This window comes from Rasiella rasia (assembly GCF_011044175.1).
Classification (GTDB): Bacteria; Bacteroidota; Bacteroidia; order Flavobacteriales; family Flavobacteriaceae; genus Marinirhabdus; species Marinirhabdus rasia.
Map to the genome: position 1 here is coordinate 481,516 of NZ_CP049057.1, position 21,348 is coordinate 502,863.

The following is a 21,348-nucleotide window of genomic DNA, read 5'->3' on the forward strand; positions in this document are numbered from 1 at the left end:
TTGTTTTATATATTACTTTTAAATCGCAAGCAAAAATATACAGATTACTTTTATTGTGCAAGTAAAAATCATATTAATTTCATTTTGCAAGTAAAAAAATAAAAATTGTACCTTTGTAATCAATTATAAATACATTAGATATAATGGAACATAAATTTAGATGTAATTGTCCTATAACTGTCGCGATTGATGTTATTGGCGATAAATGGGCTTTAGTTATTGTTAAACAAATGCTGACTGAAGGAAAAAAAACGTTTAAAGATTTTATTGAGAGTGACGAAGCTATTGCTACAAACATATTGTCTTCAAGATTAAAAATGCTTGAAGAGTTTAAGATTATCACAAAAGATAAACTGCCAGATAATAAAAAAACAAATATTTATACTTTAACCGAAAAGGGTGTAGACCTAATGCCCATAATAGCAGAGTTATCTCTTTGGAGTGATAAACACATTAGAGAGTTTCATCCAGAATTATATTCTGGTGAAACGCTTCAAATTATAAAAAACGATAAAGAAGGTTTTATTAATAAAAAAATTGAAGACTATAAGTTGGAAAATTGGAAATAGAGTGAAGTTTATTCTACCAATCCAATTAGTTAATTTAATTCTAGGCACTGAAATTTTCCAGCTTGATGCTAACGTCGAGTGTTTGAAATTTAGCGTGTGAAACTACGCCTAATTTTTAAGTTTTGTATACTTTGTAAATAAAAAAAAACTCCATTGGATCTTATAATAGCTATGTTTTTTTAGCTTTTGTCGTATACTAGCGTTGTGTATTCTAAAATTGATACTCAATCAATACTTTAAAATAGTGTCTTGAAACACTACTTAGCGATAGCTAAATATCATAATCTAAAAATCAAGGCTGCATACTAACGACCATGAACAAATTGTAGCTAAAGTACATTTTAGGGGTTATGAACTGCGCGTTGGTGAGACAATTAACTGCTCATTCTCCACATTTTTAATAAATACTAAGGCTATTTCAAAATTTACACCTATATTTGGTTAACCAATCTGGTAAACCAATTAATGTAATATGATTCAATCGTTAGAACAACGTTCATTGTCTCAAGCGAAAATCACTTTAGACCCTATAGGTACACCTATGACGCCACAAAAAAGTACGATATATTTTATAATGGGAGTTTCTGGTGTGGGTAAAAGCACCATTGGTGCAATGCTTTCAGAAGCATTAAAAATACCCTTTTTTGATGGAGACGACTACCATCCTACTGCCAATGTAGAAAAAATGACCAATGGGCAACCTCTTAACGATGATGATCGCTACGATTGGTTACTGGCGCTAAATACACTAGCACAAACTCAAGAAAAAAGAAATAGCTGTATCATCGTGTGCTCTGCACTCAAAGAAAACTACAGAGAAATACTATCTAATGGTGTGGCGTCACCTATTCAATGGATTCATTTAGTGGGTGCCTTTGAGCTTGTATTAGACCGAATAGACGCCCGCCAGAATCACTTTATGCCTTCAAATTTATTGAAGTCACAATTCGACACCTTAGAACCACCAGCAAATGCTATTGAAATAGATATCAGTCTCCCACCAAAAGAAATTGTACAACAAATTATGAACGAACTTACTAGTAAAACAGAATTCGGATTGTTTGGTCTGGGTGTTATGGGGAAAAGCTTGAGTAGAAACCTGGCCAACAATAATTTTAAAATTTCACTGTACAACAGACATGTTCCCAACACCGAAGAGAATGTTGCGCTACACTTTAAAAATGCACATCCTGAGCTGTCTAATGCACTTCCTTTTGACAATATTGAGACCTTTGTAGCCTCTATACAAACGCCTAGAAAGATTATGCTCATGGTGAATGCTGGCAAAACAATCGATTACGTGATTGAAGACCTTCTCCCCCATTTAGAGGTTGGAGATATACTTATTGACGGTGGAAATTCTAACTATAAAAAAACAAAGCAACGCTCAGAATACTTGGCGTCTAAAGGAATTCATTTTATTGGCGTAGGCGTTTCGGGTGGTGAAGAAGGTGCTTTAAACGGTCCATCGATTATGCCTAGTGGGTTAAAAAAAACATACAATACAGTAGCCCCGTTTTTTGAAGCAATCGCGGCAAAAGACAAAAACCAGCTTCCTTGTTGCACCTACATCGGGCCCGAAGGCAGTGGGCATTTTGTAAAAATGGTACACAATGGTATTGAATACGCCGAAATGCAACTGCTAGCAGAGGTTGTCGTGATTTTAAAAGAATTAGGGAATAACCCAGATGAAATAGCCACACTATTAGAATCATGGAAAGTTTCAGCAAGTAGCTATTTACTTGAAATTACCATAGACATTCTAAGAAAAAAGGAAGAAGGTGATTGGCTTCTACACAAAATTATGGACAAGGCAGGTAACAAAGGCACGGGTAACTGGGCCACTATAGCTACCGCAGAACTGGGCACACCAAGTTCTCTTATTGCCACTGCCCTATTTGCAAGATATACTTCCTTTTATAAAGAAGACCGCGTACGGTTTCAGAAATTGTATGAGACAGAAGCTAGTGCTCCCAAACTTAGTGTAGATGAAGTGTTTAAGGCATACCAATTCGCTAGAATTATAAATCATTTTCAAGGCATAAAACTAATTACAGAAGCTTCAAAGTCGTTCGATTGGTACATAAACCTTAGTGAAGTCGCGAGAATTTGGACCAATGGCTGCATAATTAGATCTGCGCTTATGGAGGATCTTGTTGAAATTTTAAAAGATGATGACACCATGCTGGCTAACCAGTACATTGTTCAGCAAATAGATGCTTTAAAATCTGAAGCGCGTACAACGGTTGCCCAGTGTGTTCTTGCTGAAATACCAGTTCCGTGTCTTAGTGAAGCAATTAACTTTTTTCATAGCCTAACCACAGCAAAATCTTCGGCAAATATCATACAAGCACAACGCGACTATTTTGGAGCACATACATACCAAAGAGTCGATGATACTACAGGTAAAATGTATCACACCAACTGGAAATAACTAACAGATAAAAACTATATGTCTACCGCTAAGAAATCATTTATTAAAAAGATTATAGCCCTTATTTTAAGCTTTGGGCCAGGAATATTCGCTATTGGATATACCATAGGTACCGGGAGTGTAACGTCTATGATTGTCGCGGGTAGTTCGTATGGGATGCAATTATTATGGGTGTTACTCTTAAGTTGTCTTTTTTCGGGCGTTTTAATGTTTGCCTACGGAAATTATGCCCTAATTTCTGGAGAAACAGCGCTGTATGGCTTTAAGAAGCATATTAAGGGCGGAAAAATTTTAGCAATATTAATCATTGTTGGTATCACATTCGGGCAATGGAACTCACTTATGGGCATTTTAGGGATTTCTTCTAATATGCTCTTTGAAATTCTAGCAATGAATTTTGAAGGCTTAGCGCCTTATAAATACGAGACTGTGTTAACAATTGCCATACTAATCATAGCTATTTTTTATGGCATCATGATGGTAGGGAAATACAAATTCTTTGAGAAGGTATTAGTGATCTTTGTAACCTTCATGGGACTCTCATTTCTACTATCCCTATTTTTTGTGTATCCGCTTCCTGCAGATATTGCTAAAGGATTAATTCCTTCTGTACCCGAAGTTGAAGGTGGTAAAATGATGGTGGCAGCCTTTGTGGGTACAACCATGGCAGCTGCAACATTTTTGTCTAGACCTTTGTTTATAAGAGGTAAAGGTTGGACCATAGCTAATTTAAAGCAGCAAAGAAATGACTCTATAACTGCCGCCGTATTAGTCTTTATCATCAGCGCCGCAATTATGGCTGTTGCTTGTGGGGCATTGTATTATGGTGGAGCACCTGTAACACAAGTTTTAGACATGGCAAACACCTTAGAGCCTATTGCTGGAAATTTTGCCGTGGCAATATTTTTCTTCGGAACCTTAAGTGCAGGGTTGTCGTCTATTTTCCCCTGCTTATTAATCGCTCCCCTCCTACTTGCAGATTATCAGTCTGGTGAGTTAGACACTACCTCTAAACAATTTAAAATAGTAACATTTATAGCATGTTTAGTAGCCTTGATTGTTCCTGTTTTTGGTGCAAACCCCATAAAAACACAAATCTTAACTCAAGTCTTTAATGTGTTTGTATTACCCATTGTTGTTTTAGGAATTATCTTATTGGTAAATAATAAAAAGGTAATGAAAGGTTACAAAACAAGTATATGGGTAAATATAGGGCTGTTTGCAGCCTTATTCTTTGCCTGCGTTGTGTCGTATACAGGAGTAGTTGCTATTCTCGACAGTATGTAAGAAGGCGTAATTATTATATTAATGTTAAATCTAATGACAAGAATTGCAGCAGTAATAATAATAAGTATCTTTGGTCAACCAAACTGGTTAACCAATTTAATTTCTTCGGAAATAGCAGACATTTTTTAAAATCGAAATATATAATCTATACATATGAGTACATTAAAAGGGAAGGTAGCCGTTGTAACTGGCGGTTCACGCGACATAGGACGAGCAATCTGTGTGAAATTAGCGAAAGAAGGTGCTAAAGTAGTTGTAAACTATTTAAATTCTGAAAGCGATAAAGATGAAACACTTGCTGCTATTAAAGCCGTTGGTGGCGAAGCAATCGCTGTGCGTTGCGACGTTTCAAAACAAGAAGATATAGACCATATGGTTGCGGAAACCAAAAAAGCATTTGGTGATACTGTAGATGTTTTGGTAAATAATGCAGGAGGTTTGTTCGCTAGAAAAACCGTTGAAGAATTAGATGAGAAATTTTACAACCTAGTTATGGATGTAAATTTTAAAGGAACCGTATTTGTTACTCAAGCATTTAAGCCTGTAATGAAAAAAGGATCTTCTATTGTAAACTTAGCATCCCAGGCTGGTAGAGATGGCGGCGGCGGTGGTTCTGCAATATATGCAGCTTCTAAAGCAGCAGTAATGGCACTTACCAGAAACTGGGCGAAAGAATTGGGACCACAAGGAATACGTATAAACGCCGTTTGCCCCGGACTAATTGGAACTAAATTTCATGATGATTTTACGGCAGATCAAGTGCGTACTAACGTAGCAAATGCTACTCCTTTACGTAGAGAAGGTGCTCCAGAAGAGGTTGCAGATTTAGTGGCTTACTTGGCTGGTGATGAAGCTTCTTTCATGACAGGAAACAATGTAGACATTAACGGCGGATTGGCATTTAGCTAAAAAGAAGTCTCGAAAATACTTTACACAATAACTAAAAAGGTATGTAGCATGTATTTGTTACATACCTTTCTTGTATTCTAAAAGGTTTTATATGTTACATCTTGCACTTTAATTAATTTTGTTTGTCCTTTAAGAAAAGTTCCTTTAGGCCCATAAGTCGCTGCCCGAACTATCTTTCCTAACTCTTCTAATTCCTCTTTGTTGTAATCTATATAACCCATTTGGTTAAGACATTGTAGCAAGGTAGGCGCAAAGCTCTTTTGGTTAATCATCTCAATATTTTTATACTTCAGCGTAAGTACTTTGGTAGGCGTAGCTTGAAAGTGAATTGTGTCTGAGAATTTTTCGCTCGTTATAAATCCATCTGCCAGGCCTTCGCCTAGATCTTCTCCGCTTAACACCTTCCCTACTACTGTTAAGTGGGTGCTCAGGTTAGATTGTTCTGCTTGGTAGCTCGCAATGGTTTCAAACTCATATTCGCTATTGCATCCCATTAAAATTATTAGTAGTGTACTTATCAAGTTCTTCATAACCTTCAATCATTAATTTAACAATCGTTTTTACTGTAAATTAAATCATCAAACAGCACTTCATCTAATTGCTCAACTACTGTTTTGTCTAGGGTTTCTGATTCTGCTTCTAAAAAGACCTTGAACTGTTTTTTTGTGTCTGGGCTAATCCAATTTCCATTTAAGGAACTTTCGTCTTCTTCTAAAAACAACACTCCAGAGAAATTATCTTCAACCATACAAAAGTTTTTATGTTGCTGGTTGGGCATGACTTCTAGTAATATCCATTTTTCCTGAGTATCGTAGCTATACATTGCTAGAAAGTAATTATGACCGCCACAAGCCCGTTCCATCTCTTTGAAGTACAACTGTATATTGATTCTTTCATTTAATGTGCCTTTGTATAAAACAGTTCTTACCACATCTGTAGTAGTTTTTGGTGCTTCGGAAATTGCTACACTTGAACACTTGTCTGTTTTTGCACCGATTTCCGAAGTAATAAGTTCAGAAGTTGCGTGATATGGCAAAAAGAGTATATAAATGAATACTAATAAGATTTTCATGGTATTGGTAGTTTAATATTATTTCTAAAGGTATGATAAACCAGATAAAAGTGCCCCCAATTAAGTGCTACTAAAAAGAATCGCCTTTCGTATTACTTTCTGTACGTTTGAAAGACTGAAACTTTATTGAATTTTTAGAAGCTCCTTAATAGCATTAATTTCATTTTGTTGACTTTTAAGCGCGGTTTCTAACTGATTCATTTTTGTATTTTGGGTTTCAATCATTAGTTTTTGTGTTAGAATTTGATCATCCTGTGCAGTAATTAGACGCTGTTGTTCTTGAATTGCCTTAATTAAAACAGGTAGTAATTCTACATACGTGAGTGCTTTCAAATTTGCTGTAACACGAATTATTTCTCCTGTATTCGAATTATAGTCTACATCTTCTGTAATAACCACCTCTGGAACTACTTTTTCTACATCTTGCGCTATTAACCCTATTCTTGTTCTGTCATTCGGACTTATAGTCTTTTTATATTGGTAGGTTACGGGTTCAAGCTGCATAATTTCTGAAAGTCCATATGCTAGTGACCTAATGTTGTATTTGGTGTTTCTATCTGAAAAGGTTACAAAACTATTAGCTACCACATCATCCCAATGTTCGTTAGCTGTATTATTGCCTAGGTCATATCCTGAAGCAGATCCAGAAAATGGAATAATATTTCCGTCTAGGCCTAAATTATCACTTCCTAAATTGGCAATTTCTAAATAGCTCGAACTACCGGGCACACCTACTTCTATTTCAGCATTAAATCGTATTACATTCGTGTCAAACTCTCCGTAAACTAGCGCATTATCTGCATTGTTAAAACTATTTTCTATATATAATTTATTAGAACCCGTTTCATTATATCCAGCCTGATACCCTATGGCTATGTTGCTATTACCCGCCGAGTTAAGGTATAAAGATTGATACCCAAATGCTATATTGTTATGACCCGTAATGTTGGTATACAACGACCGATTTCCATTGGCTATGTTATTACTCCCTGTAGTGTTATTGCGCAGAGTGTTTTCACCATTTGCTATATTGTTTACACCTGTTGTATTTACTCGTAAAGATTGATTTCCGTTGGAAATATTATTACTTCCAGTTGTGTTAGTAAACAATGAGAAAAAGCCGTTGGCTATGTTATTAGCACCTGTAGAATTAGAATACAAAGAGAAGAATCCATTCGCAATATTATTAGCACCCGTTGTGTTACTGCGTAGCGATTGAAAACCTGCAGCTATATTATTTCCACCAGTAGTGTTGGAATATAACGCTTGATTGCCCCTAGCTACGTTATTACTTCCCGTAGTATTGTTTCTTAAGGACTGAAAACCAATTGCCGTATTATACTCCCCTGTGGTATTAGTATACAACGACTGATACCCTGATGCTATATTGTGACTGCCTGTTGTATTGCTATGTAAGGCTTCAGATCCTGTTGCTATATTATAATTACCTGTAGTGTTATCTCGCATTGCATTTACTCCAATTGCTATATTACTCTGTCCTGTAGTATTAGACCATAAAGAACGATGTCCCATAGCTAAATTATGGTGCCCTGTGGTATTTGCAAAAAGAGATTGTGTACCATTAGCCACATTTGCATAACCGGCGGTGTTAGCATATAATGCTTCAAAACCGATAGCCAAATTGCCGTCTCCTGTGGTATTAGAAAGTAAAGAGGCATACCCTAGCGCAACGTTACTATCTCCTGTTGTGTTAGAAAATAAAGAAAAGGTATTTAACGCAGTATTAAAATTACCTGTGGTGTTGTCAGTTAGAGCGCTAGAACCAATTGCAACATTGTTAATTCCATACGTATTTGCGTATAAAGACAGATACCCCGTTGCTATGTTATTATAACCAATTGTATTTGTATGCAGCGCCTGAAAGCCGTTGGCTATGTTGTTATTACCTGTAGTGTTCGAAAATAACGCTTCAAACCCAAGACCAATATTTTTATTATCACTAAGGTCATCGTTAGCACCAGCGTTAATTCCTAAGAATATTGAAGAGCCATTATTTGTTCCATCAAGATCGCTTTTACCATCAAACAAATCGTCTATACGATCTACATTTCCTCCCGAATCAAGTGGAATCCATGAAGTGGTACTATGATCCCAATAATAGAATATATTATCTGAAGTCCTAAAAACAAGCATTCCATTTTGGTCTAATGACGGATTAATAGCAGAAAAATTATCAACTTTCGGAATTAACAGTCCGTCGCTGGCTGAAGGTGTTGCCTGATTTGAAGATTTTATATCTAATGTAGCATTGGGATTAGTTGTATTAATTCCAACCTGGGCATAGGTTGCTACATTTATAAACAAGGAAAAAGCACAGACTGTACTAAAACAGATTAATTTTTCCGTAGAAAGCATTTTAAACCGTACTGTTTTCATAATTCCTTTGTTTTAATACTATTGTATATCGTGTATTGAATTAATATAAGCACCTAGCAATTCTAACTAGTCTAGACTACTAGGTGCTATTTATTGGTTAATTAGGGTTATTCTTTTATAACTTTTAGAATATTGGTTGTCGTGCTTCCAATTACCTTAACTAAATAAACACCAGGGTTTTTAGTACCAAGATTAATAATTGTAGTAGCAGTAGTCACCTCTTCTGAAAAAACTAAGTTACCATATAGATTATGTACTTCTATTCGCGTAGCTCCGCCTAGCAATTCCTCTGGAATTTCGATAGCTACAGCCGATTTAGTAGGATTAGGATAAGCTTTAATTAAAGGTTGCAAACTAGATGCTGTTGCTTCAAATTCTGTAGTTTCATTATTTTTTGAATCACAATATCGTATTGTTGTATGCTCAATTCTATTTTGAAGGTATATAGCGCGCTTAGCTCTCCAAAAGCGATACTTGGGTATCATAGTATCATGAAACCCTATCATATCTGATGGTTTTCCTTGCGTTATTCCAGAAGTTCTAGAATCATATTCTACAATTTTACCATTCATACGGTGTGCGTAATCTGGCTCTGGAATATATCCAATTACTAGTGAACCTGACCACCACCCTCCTGGTCCGGAATAATCAAACGAACTTCCATTGGATTCAAACACATGCATTTTTGTAACACCATTATAGTCGTAAAAAGCCACAATATCATCGTAATTGTGCCCGTCTCTGTCTATATTTAATGACATAACCCGAGTAGATATTTTAGAGGCTACATACCCGTTAGAGCTCCACCACCCGGTAGAATATTGATAACTTAAGCTCGATCCGTTTGAAATCCATACATGAATGCGTGTGTGTCCTCCTCCGTAATCATAGAAAGCAGCAATATCATCTACGTTACCGTCGTGATCAAAATCTCCAGAAACTACACGATCTGTTACCCTTGAAGCCGAGTAACCAGTACTTTTCCACCATCCAGGACTTCCCGAATACACAAAAGTGCTGCCATTAGATCTAAAGGTGTGAATTCTTGTTTCTCCATTTCCGTAGTCGTAGAAGGCCGCAATATCATCCCAATACCCATCTTGATCGAAGTCTCCAGAAACAACACGCCCCGTAATTTTATCAGGATCATACCCATTAAGTGTATAGACACTACTTTGCGAGAACGAAGGATTATTACCATCACTTTTAAAAAGGTCGAATCGCATACCATATGCCGATGTTTTATTGATAAGTATAAAATCGTCTATGTGCCCGTCATTGTCAAAGTCTCCTTTAACCATTCTTCCATTTACATTGTCTAGATTATAATTAATGGAACTTGAGCCAAGTTTTAAAGTCCTATCTCCATTACCGTTGCTTACTAAGGCATCAATTCGCAACGAACTAGTATTCTTACTCAGCATAACAACGTCGTTTATAACATCATCATTTGCGTTGTTTTGAGTGAAATTACCAGAGACTACATAATCTGTATATCTAAATGGTTGGGTAGAGCAATCTTGTGCGAAGGTCGTTGTAACTGCAAATAGCATTGCAACCATAAGACTGATTCTTGTAAAGTTTTTTGTCATAATATCAGTGTTTAGTTAGTAAAAGTTTTTAAGTGGATGAATTAGCTTAATAGTCCATATTAATTAATGTACCGTCTAGGGTATACGAAAAAGTGAAGGTTGTTCCGCCGTGTTCAGGCTTTAGCATTACTACGTATTCAGTCTTTGGTACATCGCCGTTCTTCGGAAATTTTATAAACGCCATATGTAGTTTTGGGTTTTCTAAATCTTTTTCGGCCTTTAAAGTTTCAATAGAAGTAGATACCAGCCCTCCTAATGTTTCTAGGTTAATTTTTTCATCTAGTTGAAACATAAACTCTGCGGCTTTGCTTCCTTCCGGAACCTCAAGAAATACTTCAGATTTCTTTGTCCATGTATCTTGTACTAAACTCCATTGGCCCATTTTCATAGATTCGGGATCTTCTGTAACGGTAGTACCAACGATACTTCCTATGCTTTGGTTGTACGTTATTGTTAACTCAGTATAATAAGCATCGGAACCAAACTCACTTTTTATTTCTTTTTCGATAGCTACAAAATCTTTGGCGCTATCTAATTTTCCGCCAGACTGGTTTCCACATGATACCAATGTTAATAGTGAAATTGCGATAAGTGTTGTAAATTTTAATAATCTCATGGTGTTTTGTTTTAAAAAATGTTATGCTTCCTCTTCAGTCCTTCCAAAAAAGATAAATAATGCGCCTCCTAAGAGTACAAATAGAATTCTTAGTGCCCAACCAACAGTACTTCCCCAACTATCTATCCATGCTAGTATCCTAACATTGTAATTAAATATTGATAGTACTATTGACATAATTCCGAGAGCGGCTACTACTAAGCCAGCTTTCCCTAATTTTGATTTGATATGTTCCATACATTGACTTTTTATTATTTGAAATAAAAGTATGGGGTATGCTGAAGATTCGAAATAGAGAACCTATTTTCGAAATGGCAGAATAAATAAGCGTGATGCTTGATTTTATATCCGTAATAAACGAATGTGCTAGCTAATTAGAAATGAAAAACTTGTAGCGGATTAACTATTGTTCCACTGTAGGAAAGCCTTTATGAAAGTATCTCTTTTGCGTGAAGACACAGGGATTTTCTTGCCGTTTTTTAGATAAATAATACCAGACTTATCGTATTTATCTATAAATTTTAAGTTCACCATAAACGATTGGTGAGGACGTGTAAAATTTGCTTGAAGTAGCCGTTCTTCAAACTCTTTTAATGTTTTAGAAACCAAGTGCTTTTTTCCATCATTACAGTAGAACGTAGTATAGCCTTTATCAGACTCGCAATACAGTAATTCGTCTAGTTGCACAACCTGAAAACTATCTTGAAGCGATAGTACTAATTTATCGCCTTCGTTATTCCACACTTGTTTCGTAATAGCTATTTGCTGTTTTTGTTTTAGAACAGATATTTCTGACACCTTTCTAAGTGCTATTTGAAGTTCTTCTAAGTCAACGGGTTTCATAAGATAATCTACTGCTCCCGCCTTCAGGGCTTGCAAGGCATATTCTTCATAGGCCGTAATAAATATAACCTTATAGCTTAAATTTTCAGTTTGAGATAGAAAATCGAATCCTGTTCCATCAATAAGGTTGATGTCAAGAAATATTAGATCTGGCTTGCAGGTATTTGCTACAATTACTGCATCTTTTACAGATTCACATTCTCCTAGAACCGTAACCTCAGTCTCTACCTGTGTTAATAGGTTTAGAAGTCCTTTTCTAATGTATGCTTTATCTTCTACGATGAGTGATTTCATGACGTTTCCTGTATTATGTATGGAATTTCTAAAGTAACTATGGTGCCTTGTTGGTTATATTTTTGTCTATCTTCTATAGTAATAGCCCCTGCTCTTTTAAAATCTTTAGATAAAAATTTTAATCGTTCTTTAGTAATCACTGTTGCTAAAGATTTCTTCTCTTTATTTGTGTGGGATGTTTTCTTTTGTATTCCGATGCCATTGTCAGCGATTGTGCACAGTAATCTATCATCTTTATGACTTATTTGTATGACAATTTCTCTATTTTCTTTTTTATTAACAAAGGCATGCTCAATTGCGTTTTCTACAAATGGCTGTATGAGCATAGGCGGAATTTGAACCAATGATTTATCTATTGAATTGTCTACTGTTATCGAGTACTTGTACAATTGTATTTCTTCCAAATTCTGAAGCTCTAAATAGTTGGTAACAGCCTGTAATTCCTGTTGTAACGGAACTATTTTGTCTCTAGAATTTTCTAAAGTAATTCGCAACAATTTTGAAAATTTAGATAAGTATGTAACAGATTTTTTATCTTCTTTATTTAAAATCATCCCTTGCAAAACAGAAAGCGAATTAAATATAAAGTGAGGTGTCATTTGAGAACGTAATAACTTTTGTTCTATAACGATATTCTGCGTTTTAATCTTTTCATTTCTTAGCTTTAAGAAGAATACAATACCTAAAAAAACCAATGACATCAATAAAAAGGCAATTACGCCTAATAATAAATTACGCTGCGATTTTTCTAAATCGGCAGAAGTTGATTTTACAGTTTTTGTAAGTTTTAGCTCTCTTAAATTAGCAGAATCTAGTGCTTGTTTGTATTTATAATCATATTCTAATTGGGTAATTTTCTCAATGTTTTGCTTATTAAAAATGCTGTCACTTATCACTTTAAATTGTTGGTGGGCAGTTAGTGCATTTTCATAATTCCCCAGGTTGTCATAGATCTCTGAAAGCAATTTTTGTCCATCGCGTTGATAATCCAATAACTGTAAATCAGCTGCTATTTTATTACTCTCTAAGGCATTCATTAGCGCAGAACTATACTTTTTTTGATTTGTATATGCCTTAGCAATTCCTAAATACGAATTGCACAAACCGCGCTGATTGTCGACTTCTAAATGTATTTTTTTGGCTCTTTCAAAATAGTTTAAAGCTATTTGGTTCTCTTTTAGCATTAAATGAACATCTCCTATATTATTTAAGATTGTCGCTATGTATAGTTTATTTTTAATTTGTTCGCTAAATCCTAGCGCTTCCTTAAGGTAGTTATGTGCCTGTTTGTATTCGCCTTTATTTTTATAAGCCAGCCCTAAATTATTTAATATTTCTGCCGAGTTTCTTTTCTCAAGATTATTATTTTGAAATTTTAAAGCCCGTTCATAGATTTCAATTGCCTTGTCATAATTCTGGATATTTTTATATATAATACCCATATTATTTAATGTATTTGAGATTCCGATTGTATCGTTTAACTTTTCATCTATAGTTAAACTCTTGTTGTAATACTCTAAGGCACGTGGGTAGTTACTTTGATCACTATAAATGGTGCCAATGTTGTTGTAGCAGTTTGCCATTCTTTTCTCGTCACCTAATTGCTCACTTATCTCTAGCGATTTGGAATAATTTTGTATTGCATTTATATAATCTCCTAAAGCATTGTAAGCCCTTCCTAAATTATTATACCCAACGGCCACACCAACCTTATTGCCTATCTCATAATACATTCGAATGGCATTATTATGGTACGTAATAGCTAGCTCCTGATTGCCCATATTATGTGCAAGCAAGCCAAGTCTTTTATAACATTCAGAAATGCCTTCTGTAAATCCTATTTCCTTATAAATAAGTAGCGCTTCATTTAGAGAAGATTGTCCTTTATCGAAATTAGATTGAAACGCCTGAGATATCCCTTGCAAGTACAAAACCCTTGCTTTTCCCTTCTTGTAGTGAATAGAATCTGCTATCTTAAAAGATTCTTGTAAATACGCCGCGGTTTTGGTCTTTCCTAATTTCAGCTGTAAAAAAGCTAACTCATTTAAAGTATTTACCCGTACAGTGTCTTTTTCTTTATGAAGAAGTAATACATTTTTTAAGCTGTCTACTGCGGTGTTCTGCGAATAAACAACTGTAGAAAGAAACAGGAAAAAGTAGGATAGATATTTTAACAATACAGTGGATCTTATTAACTAAACAGCTTTATTTTAAATACATATAGTTTGCTTTCTACATATAGCACCCATGAAATATATGGTAATTTAAAGGATAAAGGCTAAACAAAATTAAATGTAACTCGCAAATCTAGAAATAAACAATCCATTATTGTTGCTTTTCAAGCAATATACGTAAGCAATGAGCACATATTTGAGCATAGTATTACATAGATTATCTCATTTCTATAAATACCTACAAAGGCGCAAAATCGCTTAGCGAGTAAGAAGAATACTATTTTATAATAATTGTGTCACTCTAACCTTTTTCTTCTTCAGCCGAGTGTTGTTTGTTTTTTCAATAACCGCTTTTACTTTACTTATAGGAACTGCAACAAAGGCGCAATCTTGTTTCAGTTCAATAACCCCAAGTTCGTCCCGTTCTAAGTTTCCTTGTTTAAAGAACAGACCGGCAAGATCACCTTTCGATATTTTATCTCTTCGTCCGCCAGAAACGTAGAGCGTCGCCCATTTAGATTGCAACCTCGTTTTTTTATCCTGCAGTGTTACAATTTCACGGGTGGTAATAAACTCAGGTACATATTCTTGTTCCCATTGTAAGACATAAGCCGTTCCCTGAGCATTCATTCTAGCGGTTCTCCCGTTTCTGTGTGTAAATTCTTCAGCTTTTAACGGTAATTGGTAGTGAATAATAAAATTTAACTCTGGAATGTCTAATCCGCGCGCAGCAAGATCTGTAGCGATAATGATTTGGTGGGTGCCATTTCTAAATTTAATTAGCGCACGTTCTCTTTCTATTTGTTCTAAACCTCCATAAAATAGGCCATGTGGAATGTTATTGTCTTCCAGATAATCACTTACAAATTGAATGGTATCTTTAAAATTGCAAAATATTATTCCTGGTTGATTGCCAATATGGTGGAGAAGACGTACCAATGTCTTCAACTTGTCTTTTTCTTCGGAAACTACCTTTTTTATGGTAAGCTTGCTCTTTTGGGTCCCCAAGTAATCTATAACCAACTCATTTTTCAACTGTACAAAACTTGGGATCTCTACACCTTGTGTTGCCGATGTTAACACACGCTTCTCTATGCTTGGAAGATGCGCCATAATTTCACGCATTTCATTTTCAAATCCAATCTCTAACGACTTGTCAAATTCATCTAATACCAGTGTTTTAATGCCTTCTACTGAAAAGGTCTCACGTCTTAAATGATCTGCTACTCGGCCCGGGGTTCCTATTAAAATTGCCGGATTGTGCGCTAGGTCTACCTTGTCTTTTGTAAAAGGTCTACCACCGTATACTGCATTTGTTTTAAAGCCAGAACCCATTTGGCGGATTACCTGTTCAATTTGTATGGCAAGCTCTCTTGAAGGTACTAGAATAAGCAATTGAACAAACTCATTATGTGCATCTAACGCCTGAAGGGTTGGTAATAAAAAGGCCACAGTTTTACCTGTTCCAGTAGGCGACAATAAAATAGTGTTTTCTGAAGAGGTGATTGCCAAGAGTGCCTCTTCCTGCATTGGATTGAGCGTTTTAATGCCCAGATTAGATAAAATTTCTTTTTGAGACTTTACTGTGTTTGCCATAATATATGGTAACAATTGTTACTTTTTAGGGGTTGCTTTTTGAGATTGATTTAAATAATCGGCAACCACTTTATCTATAAGTTCTTCTTTTGTAAGATGGTGAAATACCGTTTTAATTTCTGTTTTAAGTGCTTCGGAAATCGTTCGGTTTGGTTTTGTTTTAAATATTTTTTTAGCCCAAAGCAGCGTATTATTCTCTTCCAAAGCCAGTGCGTCGGCTTTTGGCATTTCTGAAAATGAAATACCTAACTCCTTTTCAAAGTCGGGAATTTCAGCTACTTCATCCTCCTGAATAACACTTAAAGAAAGCCCCTTTGCCCCTGCTCTAGCTGTTCTACCACTTCTATGCACATACGTTTCAAACGTATCTGGAAGATGGTATTGCACAACATAAGATAGATTGCTTACATCTATACCACGAGCTGCTAAATCTGTAGCCACTAAGATAGAAATATGCCCTTCTCTAAATTGGTTCATAACTCTATCTCTAATTCCTTGTGACAAGCTACCGTGCAATGCTCCAGAGGAAAATTTATTGATTGCTAAGTTTTTAGCCAATTTATTAACGGCTGCCTTTGTTTTGCAAAAAATAATACCCCTTTGTCCTGCCTTCGAATTTAAAAAATGTAATAAAACCGAAAGCTTTTCTATAGGAGCAACCACAACGTATTGGTGATCAATCCCCTCGTGCCCCATATGTTCCATATCGGTTTCTATATGAGCTACATGCTTAGACATATAATTTTGAACCAATTGCTTTATAGTACCCGGAAGCGTAGCAGTAAATAAAAATGTTCTATGCTTTTTTGGAAGCTCCTTTACAATGCTGTCTAAACCATCTTTTAATGCGGTGACCATTTCATCTGCTTCGTCCAGGACCAAATAAGATGTTTGTCCAACGTCTAAAGCCTTTCGCTGTAAGAGATCTACAAGGCGCCCTGGCGTAGCTACTACTATATGCGTTTCTTTCTTAAGGCGTTCAATCTGTGGTTTTATAGGTATGCCACCACAAATGGAAGCAATAGAAATAGATGATGTATGCTTAGCAAATTGAATTAAACTTTTAAAAATTTGTTGCCCTAACTCTCGTGTAGGCGCAAGAATTATTGCTTGAATGTTGGGATTCTCTGTATCTATTAATTGCAATAGTGGTATACCAAATGCTGCTGTTTTACCGGTACCTGTTTTGGCCAGCGCAACAATATCATCTTCTCTATTTAGAAAAGCAGGTATTACCTTTTCTTGAATTGACGTAGGATTAGTAATTGCTAATTCATGTAAGCTCTGTACTAAAGTTAAATCTATTCCTAAGTCGGTAAAAGTACTATTCATGGGGTTTTGTGTATGTTGTAATGTGTGTAAAGATAGTGGTAGACTACAACTTCGTGTTACTAAATATAACGAATTTGTTGCAATAAAAAAGTCCGTCAATTTGACGAACTTTCTCTAAAAAATATAGGGTATAGCTTAGATCACTTTTACGTTCACTGCATTTAATCCTTTGTTTCCTTCTTTAAGCTCAAATGTAACTTCATCACCTTCTCTAATCTCGTCGATTAATCCAGAAATGTGTACAAAGTGATCTTTTTCAACTCCTTCTTCGGTGATGAATCCAAAACCTTTAGTTTCGTTGAAAAATTTTACTGTTCCTTTACTCATTGTAATGTAATTTAATTTATTAATATGTTATAGTAGACAAAGATGGTGCCAATAAATTAATAAACAATGAATTATCTCATTTATTATTGTTTATTTTTTTATTCTGAATTTTTAATGATTCGATTATACCTACTATAAAATAAACTTTCCGATAAAAAATTAAGGTAAAACCCCTACAATGAAATCAATACCATATAGAGCTAGGTTAACATCTAACCTAACTAAGCAAAAACTTCTTACCAAATCTTAATACGCTCTTCCTCGGTTCTAAAGTTTGCTTCCCCTTCTTTGACGTTAAACGCTTCATAAAATGGAGTAAAGTTCATTAGCGGACCATTTACACGCCAAACTGGTGGCGAATGCGGATCTGTTGCTACGTAATTACGTAAGAATTCGTCTCTAGTTTTTACACGCCAGATTCGGGCAATAGACAAAAAGAAACGCTGATCTGGCGTATAACCACCTATTTTTGTGGTGTCTTTACCTTGTTCGGTCATTTTAAAAGCATCGTAGGCAATGGCAATCCCTCCATTGTCGGCAGTGTTTTCACCAACGGTTAAAGCCCCTTTAAGGTGCACACTATCTAACACCGTAAAGGCATCGTACTGTTCAATGATTTGCTGGGTTTTTTCCTTAAATTTTGTGTAATCGTCTTCAGTCCACCAATTTGTTACGTTTCCGTTTTTGTCGTATTGCGCACCTTGATCGTCAAAGGCATGTGTAAATTCATGTCCTATTACCATTCCAATACCTCCATAATTCACTGCATCATCTGCATACAAATCAAAATACGGTGATTGTAAGATGCCCGCTGGGAAAACAATTTCGTTTAACGACGGATTGTAATAGGCCGTTACTGTAGAAGGCGTAGTGTGCCATTCTTCTCTATTTGGTGCCTTATTAAGTTGTTTCAAGTTATATTCATAGTCGTTTTTACGTAGCGCGACTACATTTTCAAAAAATTGATCTCTAGAAATTGTTACACCGTCATACTCGCGCCACACATCTGGATAGCCAATCTTTTTGCTAATAGCAAACAACTTGTCTTTGGCCTTTACCTTAGTGCTATCACTCATCCAATCAAGGGCGTCTATACGTTTTTCCAAGGTCTTTTGAAAATTGTTAACTAGCTGTAATGCACGCTTTTTGGCATCTTCATTAAAGTATCGCTTTACATACAACTTTCCTAAAGCAAATCCTATTTGGCGGTCAACACGACGTACCATTTGTAACGATCTTGACTGTTGTTCTGCCTGTCCTGACAGAACTTTGCTGTACGCAAACGCTGCATCTTGGAAAGGTTTACTTAAAATACCATCATGCGAACTTAAAGAATGTGCTTTAAGGTATAGCTTCCATTGTGATAAAGGCACGGCAGTTAGCATTGCATTTAGCTTTTCATGATATGCCGGTTGACGTACATCTATAGAGTCTACATGCATGCCTAGCGTAGTAAAGAGTGTAGACCAACCAATGTTTGGCTGATCCTTATCTAAATCGGATACAGCCATTTTATGGTAATTTTCTTTAATTACTCTACGCTCAATTCTAGTTTTATGAGAAGTTGCTAGTCGTTTTTCTATATCGTATACAATAGCAGCGTTTGCCTGTGCATTTTCATCGCCAACCAACTCAAACAATGTGGTAAGGTATGTTTTATAGGCGTCTTGAATACTTTTTGTTGAAGAATCTTCCTGAAAATAGTAATCGCGATCTGGTAAGCCTAAACCAGTTTGTGCCATATGTAAAATGTTAAGGGAGCTATTTTCCTGATCTGGAGAGATATAAGGTATAAGCATTGAGTAATCACCAGTTTTAAGTTGGTTTGCCACAAAATCCATTATAGCAGGAATATCTGCAATGGCATCTATTCTATCTAAAATAGGTTGGATAGGAGAACTTCCTCGTTCATTTATACTTAGGGTATCCATTCCTGATGCATAAAAATCACCCACCATTTGTTCTACGCTTCCAGCTGGATGCTTTTCCGTAGAAACTTCTTCCAAAATATTTTGCAGCAACTCTTGCTGGGGAATGTTTAAAAATCGGTATGCCCCTACTCCTACTTGGTCGTCGGCAATTACAGCGTTATCGTACCACGTCTTATTTACATGGTGAAAGAAATCGTCTCCAGGCTTTATAGTTTCAGTAATACCATCAAAAACAACGGGCTCTCGTTGCGCCATGCCCTCTTCTTCAGTAGAAGGCTTATCATTTTTACAAGATATAATTAGACAAAAAAGTACAGATAAATAGACTAGGTTTTTCATGAGTTTTAAGTTATAACTCAAAGATATGTATTTATTTAAGATACTCACTGCTCACGTGTATATAAGAAACGAGAGGGGTTTTCCTATATAAATAAAACGCAAAGCCCCCGCCAGATTAAATTTGGCGGGGGCGCATGTATTGCTACAATTTATTGAACCTTACTTGACTAATTGAACTCTAACGGCGTTCATGCCTCGTTGACCCTTTTCAAGTTCGAAAGAAACCTTGTCGTTTTCATTAATCTCGTCAATAATACCACTGACGTGGGTAAAGTATTTCTCGTTGTTTTCTGAATCTATTATAAAACCGAAGCCCTTTGAATGATCAAAGAAGTTTACAGTACCTTGTCTAACAGGGTCTATTTCTTCTCTATCTTCATCGAGTGTTTTAGGCACACCAATTACAATATCGTCTGCCTCTACTTCTACTTTTTTGGAAGGATCTGGAGGAGTGTCTACCAAATTTCCTAGATGGTCTACATACGCAAATTCAATACCTGAAGTTCCGTTTGCTTCTTTTTCAGCCTTGCGGGCCTCCATTTTTTTTCTTTTCTCTTCTCGCTTTTTTAAGCGTTTTTTTTCTTTTTCAGATTTACTAAATGTTTGTTGTGATCTTGCCATTCTTTGTTTAAGATGTTATGTCCCATAAGGTAGGGAGATAATTTATCTTGTGAAAATTTTTACGTTAAAATATTATCAATTTATTATTGATGTGCATTTATCATGCCACCTCTAACTTATAACCAACTCCGTGCACGTTGGTTATTTTTATAGTTCCATCTTCCTGCAGCTTTTTACGAAGTTTTGAAATATATGTGTCTAGGCTACGGCCTACAATTACTCCGTTATCTTCCCATACTTTTTTTGTGAGTTCTTCTCGTTTAATTACCTGATTTGGAGCTGCGATAAAAATCTCTAGTAATTCGCACTCTTTTTTAGATAAAGGTATTTCCTGCGCTTCTTTCACTAGTTTATTCTGGTCTGGATAGAAAGTGAAGCTTCCTAACGAAGTACCATGCTGGCGATCTGTGCCAGATTGGTACACGTAATACTTACTATAAAACACAAACGCCAAAAACGCTAGTACTAAAAAGATTAGAATATAAAAGAGTGTTGCGTTTTCTGACTCCTTCGATAATTGCTCTGTAAACTTTACACGTATTACATAACAGGCTTCTGGCAGTATTCTACCCCCACATGGCATAATTGTATTGTCCATGTTGGCTTGCATTTCAAAACTATGGGCTACATCTTCATCTCCACATTGCAATACTTCTACCCTGTAATTAGGAGGAAGATTTGCCTTTGCAAAATAGGTTGTGACCGATGCATTTAATGAACCTGGATCGAATGCTAAGGGATTTTCAAAAGAAAGCTCATATATATTGGGCGCTATCAACACCACAGGCATAACTAAAGATGTTGTGTCCTGCTGAGACAAGAGTACATCGTTACCTACAGCACGAATGGCCACCTTAGCGCGTTCTGAAAAATCTATTTCGTCAGTATTCTGACTACATGAAATAAAGATACCCATTGTAAGACAACTTACAATCGCTAACATATGTAATTGTATTCTTTTCATAGAAAGTACAAATAACAGGCAATTTGGCGAGATTTTACAGCTATTGACATT

18 protein-coding genes are annotated in these 21,348 nt (G+C 35.8%); 4 read left to right on the top strand and 14 right to left on the bottom strand.

Translation table 11 applies throughout. The features are described from left to right. The first annotated feature begins 143 nt into the window (after window positions 1–143). From G5B37_RS02150 to G5B37_RS02165, 4 genes are all read left to right on the top strand, one after another. Window positions 144–569: a winged helix-turn-helix transcriptional regulator gene (locus G5B37_RS02150; protein ID WP_164678413.1), complete on the top strand. Its 426-nt coding sequence runs from the start codon at window positions 144–146 to the stop codon at window positions 567–569. A 472-nt stretch (window positions 570–1,041) separates the two neighbouring features. Next, the gene (gene gndA, locus G5B37_RS02155) at window positions 1,042–3,003 is read left to right on the top strand and encodes an NADP-dependent phosphogluconate dehydrogenase (RefSeq protein WP_263649830.1); all 1,962 of its coding nucleotides are present in this window, start codon (window positions 1,042–1,044) and stop codon (window positions 3,001–3,003) included. Between the two features lie 18 nt (window positions 3,004–3,021). After that, entirely contained in the window at window positions 3,022–4,290 is a 1,269-nt protein-coding gene (locus G5B37_RS02160) for an Nramp family divalent metal transporter (RefSeq protein ID WP_164678414.1), read from the top strand. A gap of 153 nt (window positions 4,291–4,443) precedes the next feature. Then, window positions 4,444–5,199 (top strand): SDR family NAD(P)-dependent oxidoreductase, encoded by a 756-nt coding sequence (locus G5B37_RS02165; RefSeq protein ID WP_164678415.1) that lies wholly within the window; start codon window positions 4,444–4,446, stop codon window positions 5,197–5,199. Window positions 5,200–5,276: 77 nt separating this feature from the next. Here the strand turns inward: G5B37_RS02165 and G5B37_RS02170 are convergent, their stop codons facing one another. The 14 genes from G5B37_RS02170 to G5B37_RS02235 all read right to left on the bottom strand — a co-directional run bounded on the left by G5B37_RS02170 (window position 5,277) and on the right by G5B37_RS02235 (window position 21,297). Then, window positions 5,277–5,729 (bottom strand): hypothetical protein, encoded by a 453-nt coding sequence (locus G5B37_RS02170; protein WP_164678416.1) that lies wholly within the window; start codon window positions 5,727–5,729, stop codon window positions 5,277–5,279. Between the two features lie 17 nt (window positions 5,730–5,746). Next, window positions 5,747–6,271, bottom strand: a complete 525-nt coding sequence (locus G5B37_RS02175) for a hypothetical protein (protein ID WP_164678417.1) — start codon at window positions 6,269–6,271, stop codon at window positions 5,747–5,749. A 123-nt stretch (window positions 6,272–6,394) separates the two neighbouring features. Beyond that, the gene (locus G5B37_RS02180) at window positions 6,395–8,668 is read right to left on the bottom strand and encodes a tail fiber domain-containing protein (RefSeq protein ID WP_164678418.1); all 2,274 of its coding nucleotides are present in this window, start codon (window positions 8,666–8,668) and stop codon (window positions 6,395–6,397) included. Window positions 8,669–8,775: 107 nt separating this feature from the next. Further along, a complete protein-coding gene (locus G5B37_RS02185) occupies window positions 8,776–10,260 on the bottom strand; it encodes a T9SS type A sorting domain-containing protein (RefSeq protein WP_164678419.1) in 1,485 nt (494 codons plus the stop codon). Window positions 10,261–10,306: 46 nt separating this feature from the next. After that, window positions 10,307–10,876, bottom strand: coding sequence for a hypothetical protein (locus tag G5B37_RS02190; protein ID WP_164678420.1), 570 nt, complete (start codon window positions 10,874–10,876; stop codon window positions 10,307–10,309). Window positions 10,877–10,897: 21 nt separating this feature from the next. Beyond that, on the bottom strand, window positions 10,898–11,113 hold the full coding sequence (locus tag G5B37_RS02195; protein WP_164678421.1) for a hypothetical protein: 216 nt from the start codon (window positions 11,111–11,113) through the stop codon (window positions 10,898–10,900). A 162-nt stretch (window positions 11,114–11,275) separates the two neighbouring features. Then, on the bottom strand, window positions 11,276–12,013 hold the full coding sequence (locus G5B37_RS02200; protein ID WP_164678422.1) for a LytR/AlgR family response regulator transcription factor: 738 nt from the start codon (window positions 12,011–12,013) through the stop codon (window positions 11,276–11,278). Continuing rightward, window positions 12,010–14,190: a tetratricopeptide repeat protein gene (locus G5B37_RS02205; protein ID WP_263649831.1), complete on the bottom strand. Its 2,181-nt coding sequence runs from the start codon at window positions 14,188–14,190 to the stop codon at window positions 12,010–12,012. Before G5B37_RS02205 ends, G5B37_RS02200 begins: the two co-directional genes overlap by 4 nt. A gap of 279 nt (window positions 14,191–14,469) precedes the next feature. Then, entirely contained in the window at window positions 14,470–15,783 is a 1,314-nt protein-coding gene (locus G5B37_RS02210; RefSeq protein ID WP_164678423.1) for a DEAD/DEAH box helicase, read from the bottom strand. An 18-nt stretch (window positions 15,784–15,801) separates the two neighbouring features. Next, the gene (locus G5B37_RS02215) at window positions 15,802–17,115 is read right to left on the bottom strand and encodes a DEAD/DEAH box helicase (protein ID WP_164678424.1); all 1,314 of its coding nucleotides are present in this window, start codon (window positions 17,113–17,115) and stop codon (window positions 15,802–15,804) included. Between the two features lie 135 nt (window positions 17,116–17,250). Continuing rightward, complete coding sequence (locus G5B37_RS02220; protein ID WP_164678425.1) at window positions 17,251–17,442, bottom strand: cold-shock protein; 192 nt, start codon at window positions 17,440–17,442, stop codon at window positions 17,251–17,253. A gap of 236 nt (window positions 17,443–17,678) precedes the next feature. After that, window positions 17,679–19,712 carry a M13 family metallopeptidase gene (locus tag G5B37_RS02225; RefSeq protein WP_164678426.1) on the bottom strand — a complete coding sequence of 678 codons (2,034 nt, stop codon included), beginning with the start codon at window positions 19,710–19,712 and terminating at the stop codon, window positions 17,679–17,681. Between the two features lie 159 nt (window positions 19,713–19,871). After that, window positions 19,872–20,333 (bottom strand): cold-shock protein, encoded by a 462-nt coding sequence (locus tag G5B37_RS02230; protein ID WP_164678427.1) that lies wholly within the window; start codon window positions 20,331–20,333, stop codon window positions 19,872–19,874. A gap of 100 nt (window positions 20,334–20,433) precedes the next feature. Next, window positions 20,434–21,297 carry a winged helix-turn-helix domain-containing protein gene (locus G5B37_RS02235; protein WP_164678428.1) on the bottom strand — a complete coding sequence of 288 codons (864 nt, stop codon included), beginning with the start codon at window positions 21,295–21,297 and terminating at the stop codon, window positions 20,434–20,436. Window positions 21,298–21,348 lie beyond the last annotated feature (51 nt).

Bases quoted from the DNA above. Each gene is read 5' to 3' on its own strand.
- G5B37_RS02150 (WP_164678413.1), top strand. From the start codon at position 144: ATGGAACATAAATTTAGATGTAATTGTCCTATAACTGTCGCGATTGAT.
- gndA (WP_263649830.1), top strand. From the start codon at position 1,042: ATGATTCAATCGTTAGAACAACGTTCATTGTCTCAAGCGAAAATCACT.
- G5B37_RS02160 (WP_164678414.1), top strand. From the start codon at position 3,022: ATGTCTACCGCTAAGAAATCATTTATTAAAAAGATTATAGCCCTTATT.
- G5B37_RS02165 (WP_164678415.1), top strand. From the start codon at position 4,444: ATGAGTACATTAAAAGGGAAGGTAGCCGTTGTAACTGGCGGTTCACGC.
- G5B37_RS02170 (WP_164678416.1), bottom strand. From the start codon at position 5,729: ATGAAGAACTTGATAAGTACACTACTAATAATTTTAATGGGATGCAAT.
- G5B37_RS02175 (WP_164678417.1), bottom strand. From the start codon at position 6,271: ATGAAAATCTTATTAGTATTCATTTATATACTCTTTTTGCCATATCAC.
- G5B37_RS02180 (WP_164678418.1), bottom strand. From the start codon at position 8,668: ATGAAAACAGTACGGTTTAAAATGCTTTCTACGGAAAAATTAATCTGT.
- G5B37_RS02185 (WP_164678419.1), bottom strand. From the start codon at position 10,260: ATGACAAAAAACTTTACAAGAATCAGTCTTATGGTTGCAATGCTATTT.
- G5B37_RS02190 (WP_164678420.1), bottom strand. From the start codon at position 10,876: ATGAGATTATTAAAATTTACAACACTTATCGCAATTTCACTATTAACA.
- G5B37_RS02195 (WP_164678421.1), bottom strand. From the start codon at position 11,113: ATGGAACATATCAAATCAAAATTAGGGAAAGCTGGCTTAGTAGTAGCC.
- G5B37_RS02200 (WP_164678422.1), bottom strand. From the start codon at position 12,013: ATGAAATCACTCATCGTAGAAGATAAAGCATACATTAGAAAAGGACTT.
- G5B37_RS02210 (WP_164678423.1), bottom strand. From the start codon at position 15,783: ATGGCAAACACAGTAAAGTCTCAAAAAGAAATTTTATCTAATCTGGGC.
- G5B37_RS02215 (WP_164678424.1), bottom strand. From the start codon at position 17,115: ATGAATAGTACTTTTACCGACTTAGGAATAGATTTAACTTTAGTACAG.
- G5B37_RS02220 (WP_164678425.1), bottom strand. From the start codon at position 17,442: ATGAGTAAAGGAACAGTAAAATTTTTCAACGAAACTAAAGGTTTTGGA.
- G5B37_RS02225 (WP_164678426.1), bottom strand. From the start codon at position 19,712: ATGAAAAACCTAGTCTATTTATCTGTACTTTTTTGTCTAATTATATCT.
- G5B37_RS02230 (WP_164678427.1), bottom strand. From the start codon at position 20,333: ATGGCAAGATCACAACAAACATTTAGTAAATCTGAAAAAGAAAAAAAA.
- G5B37_RS02235 (WP_164678428.1), bottom strand. From the start codon at position 21,297: ATGAAAAGAATACAATTACATATGTTAGCGATTGTAAGTTGTCTTACA.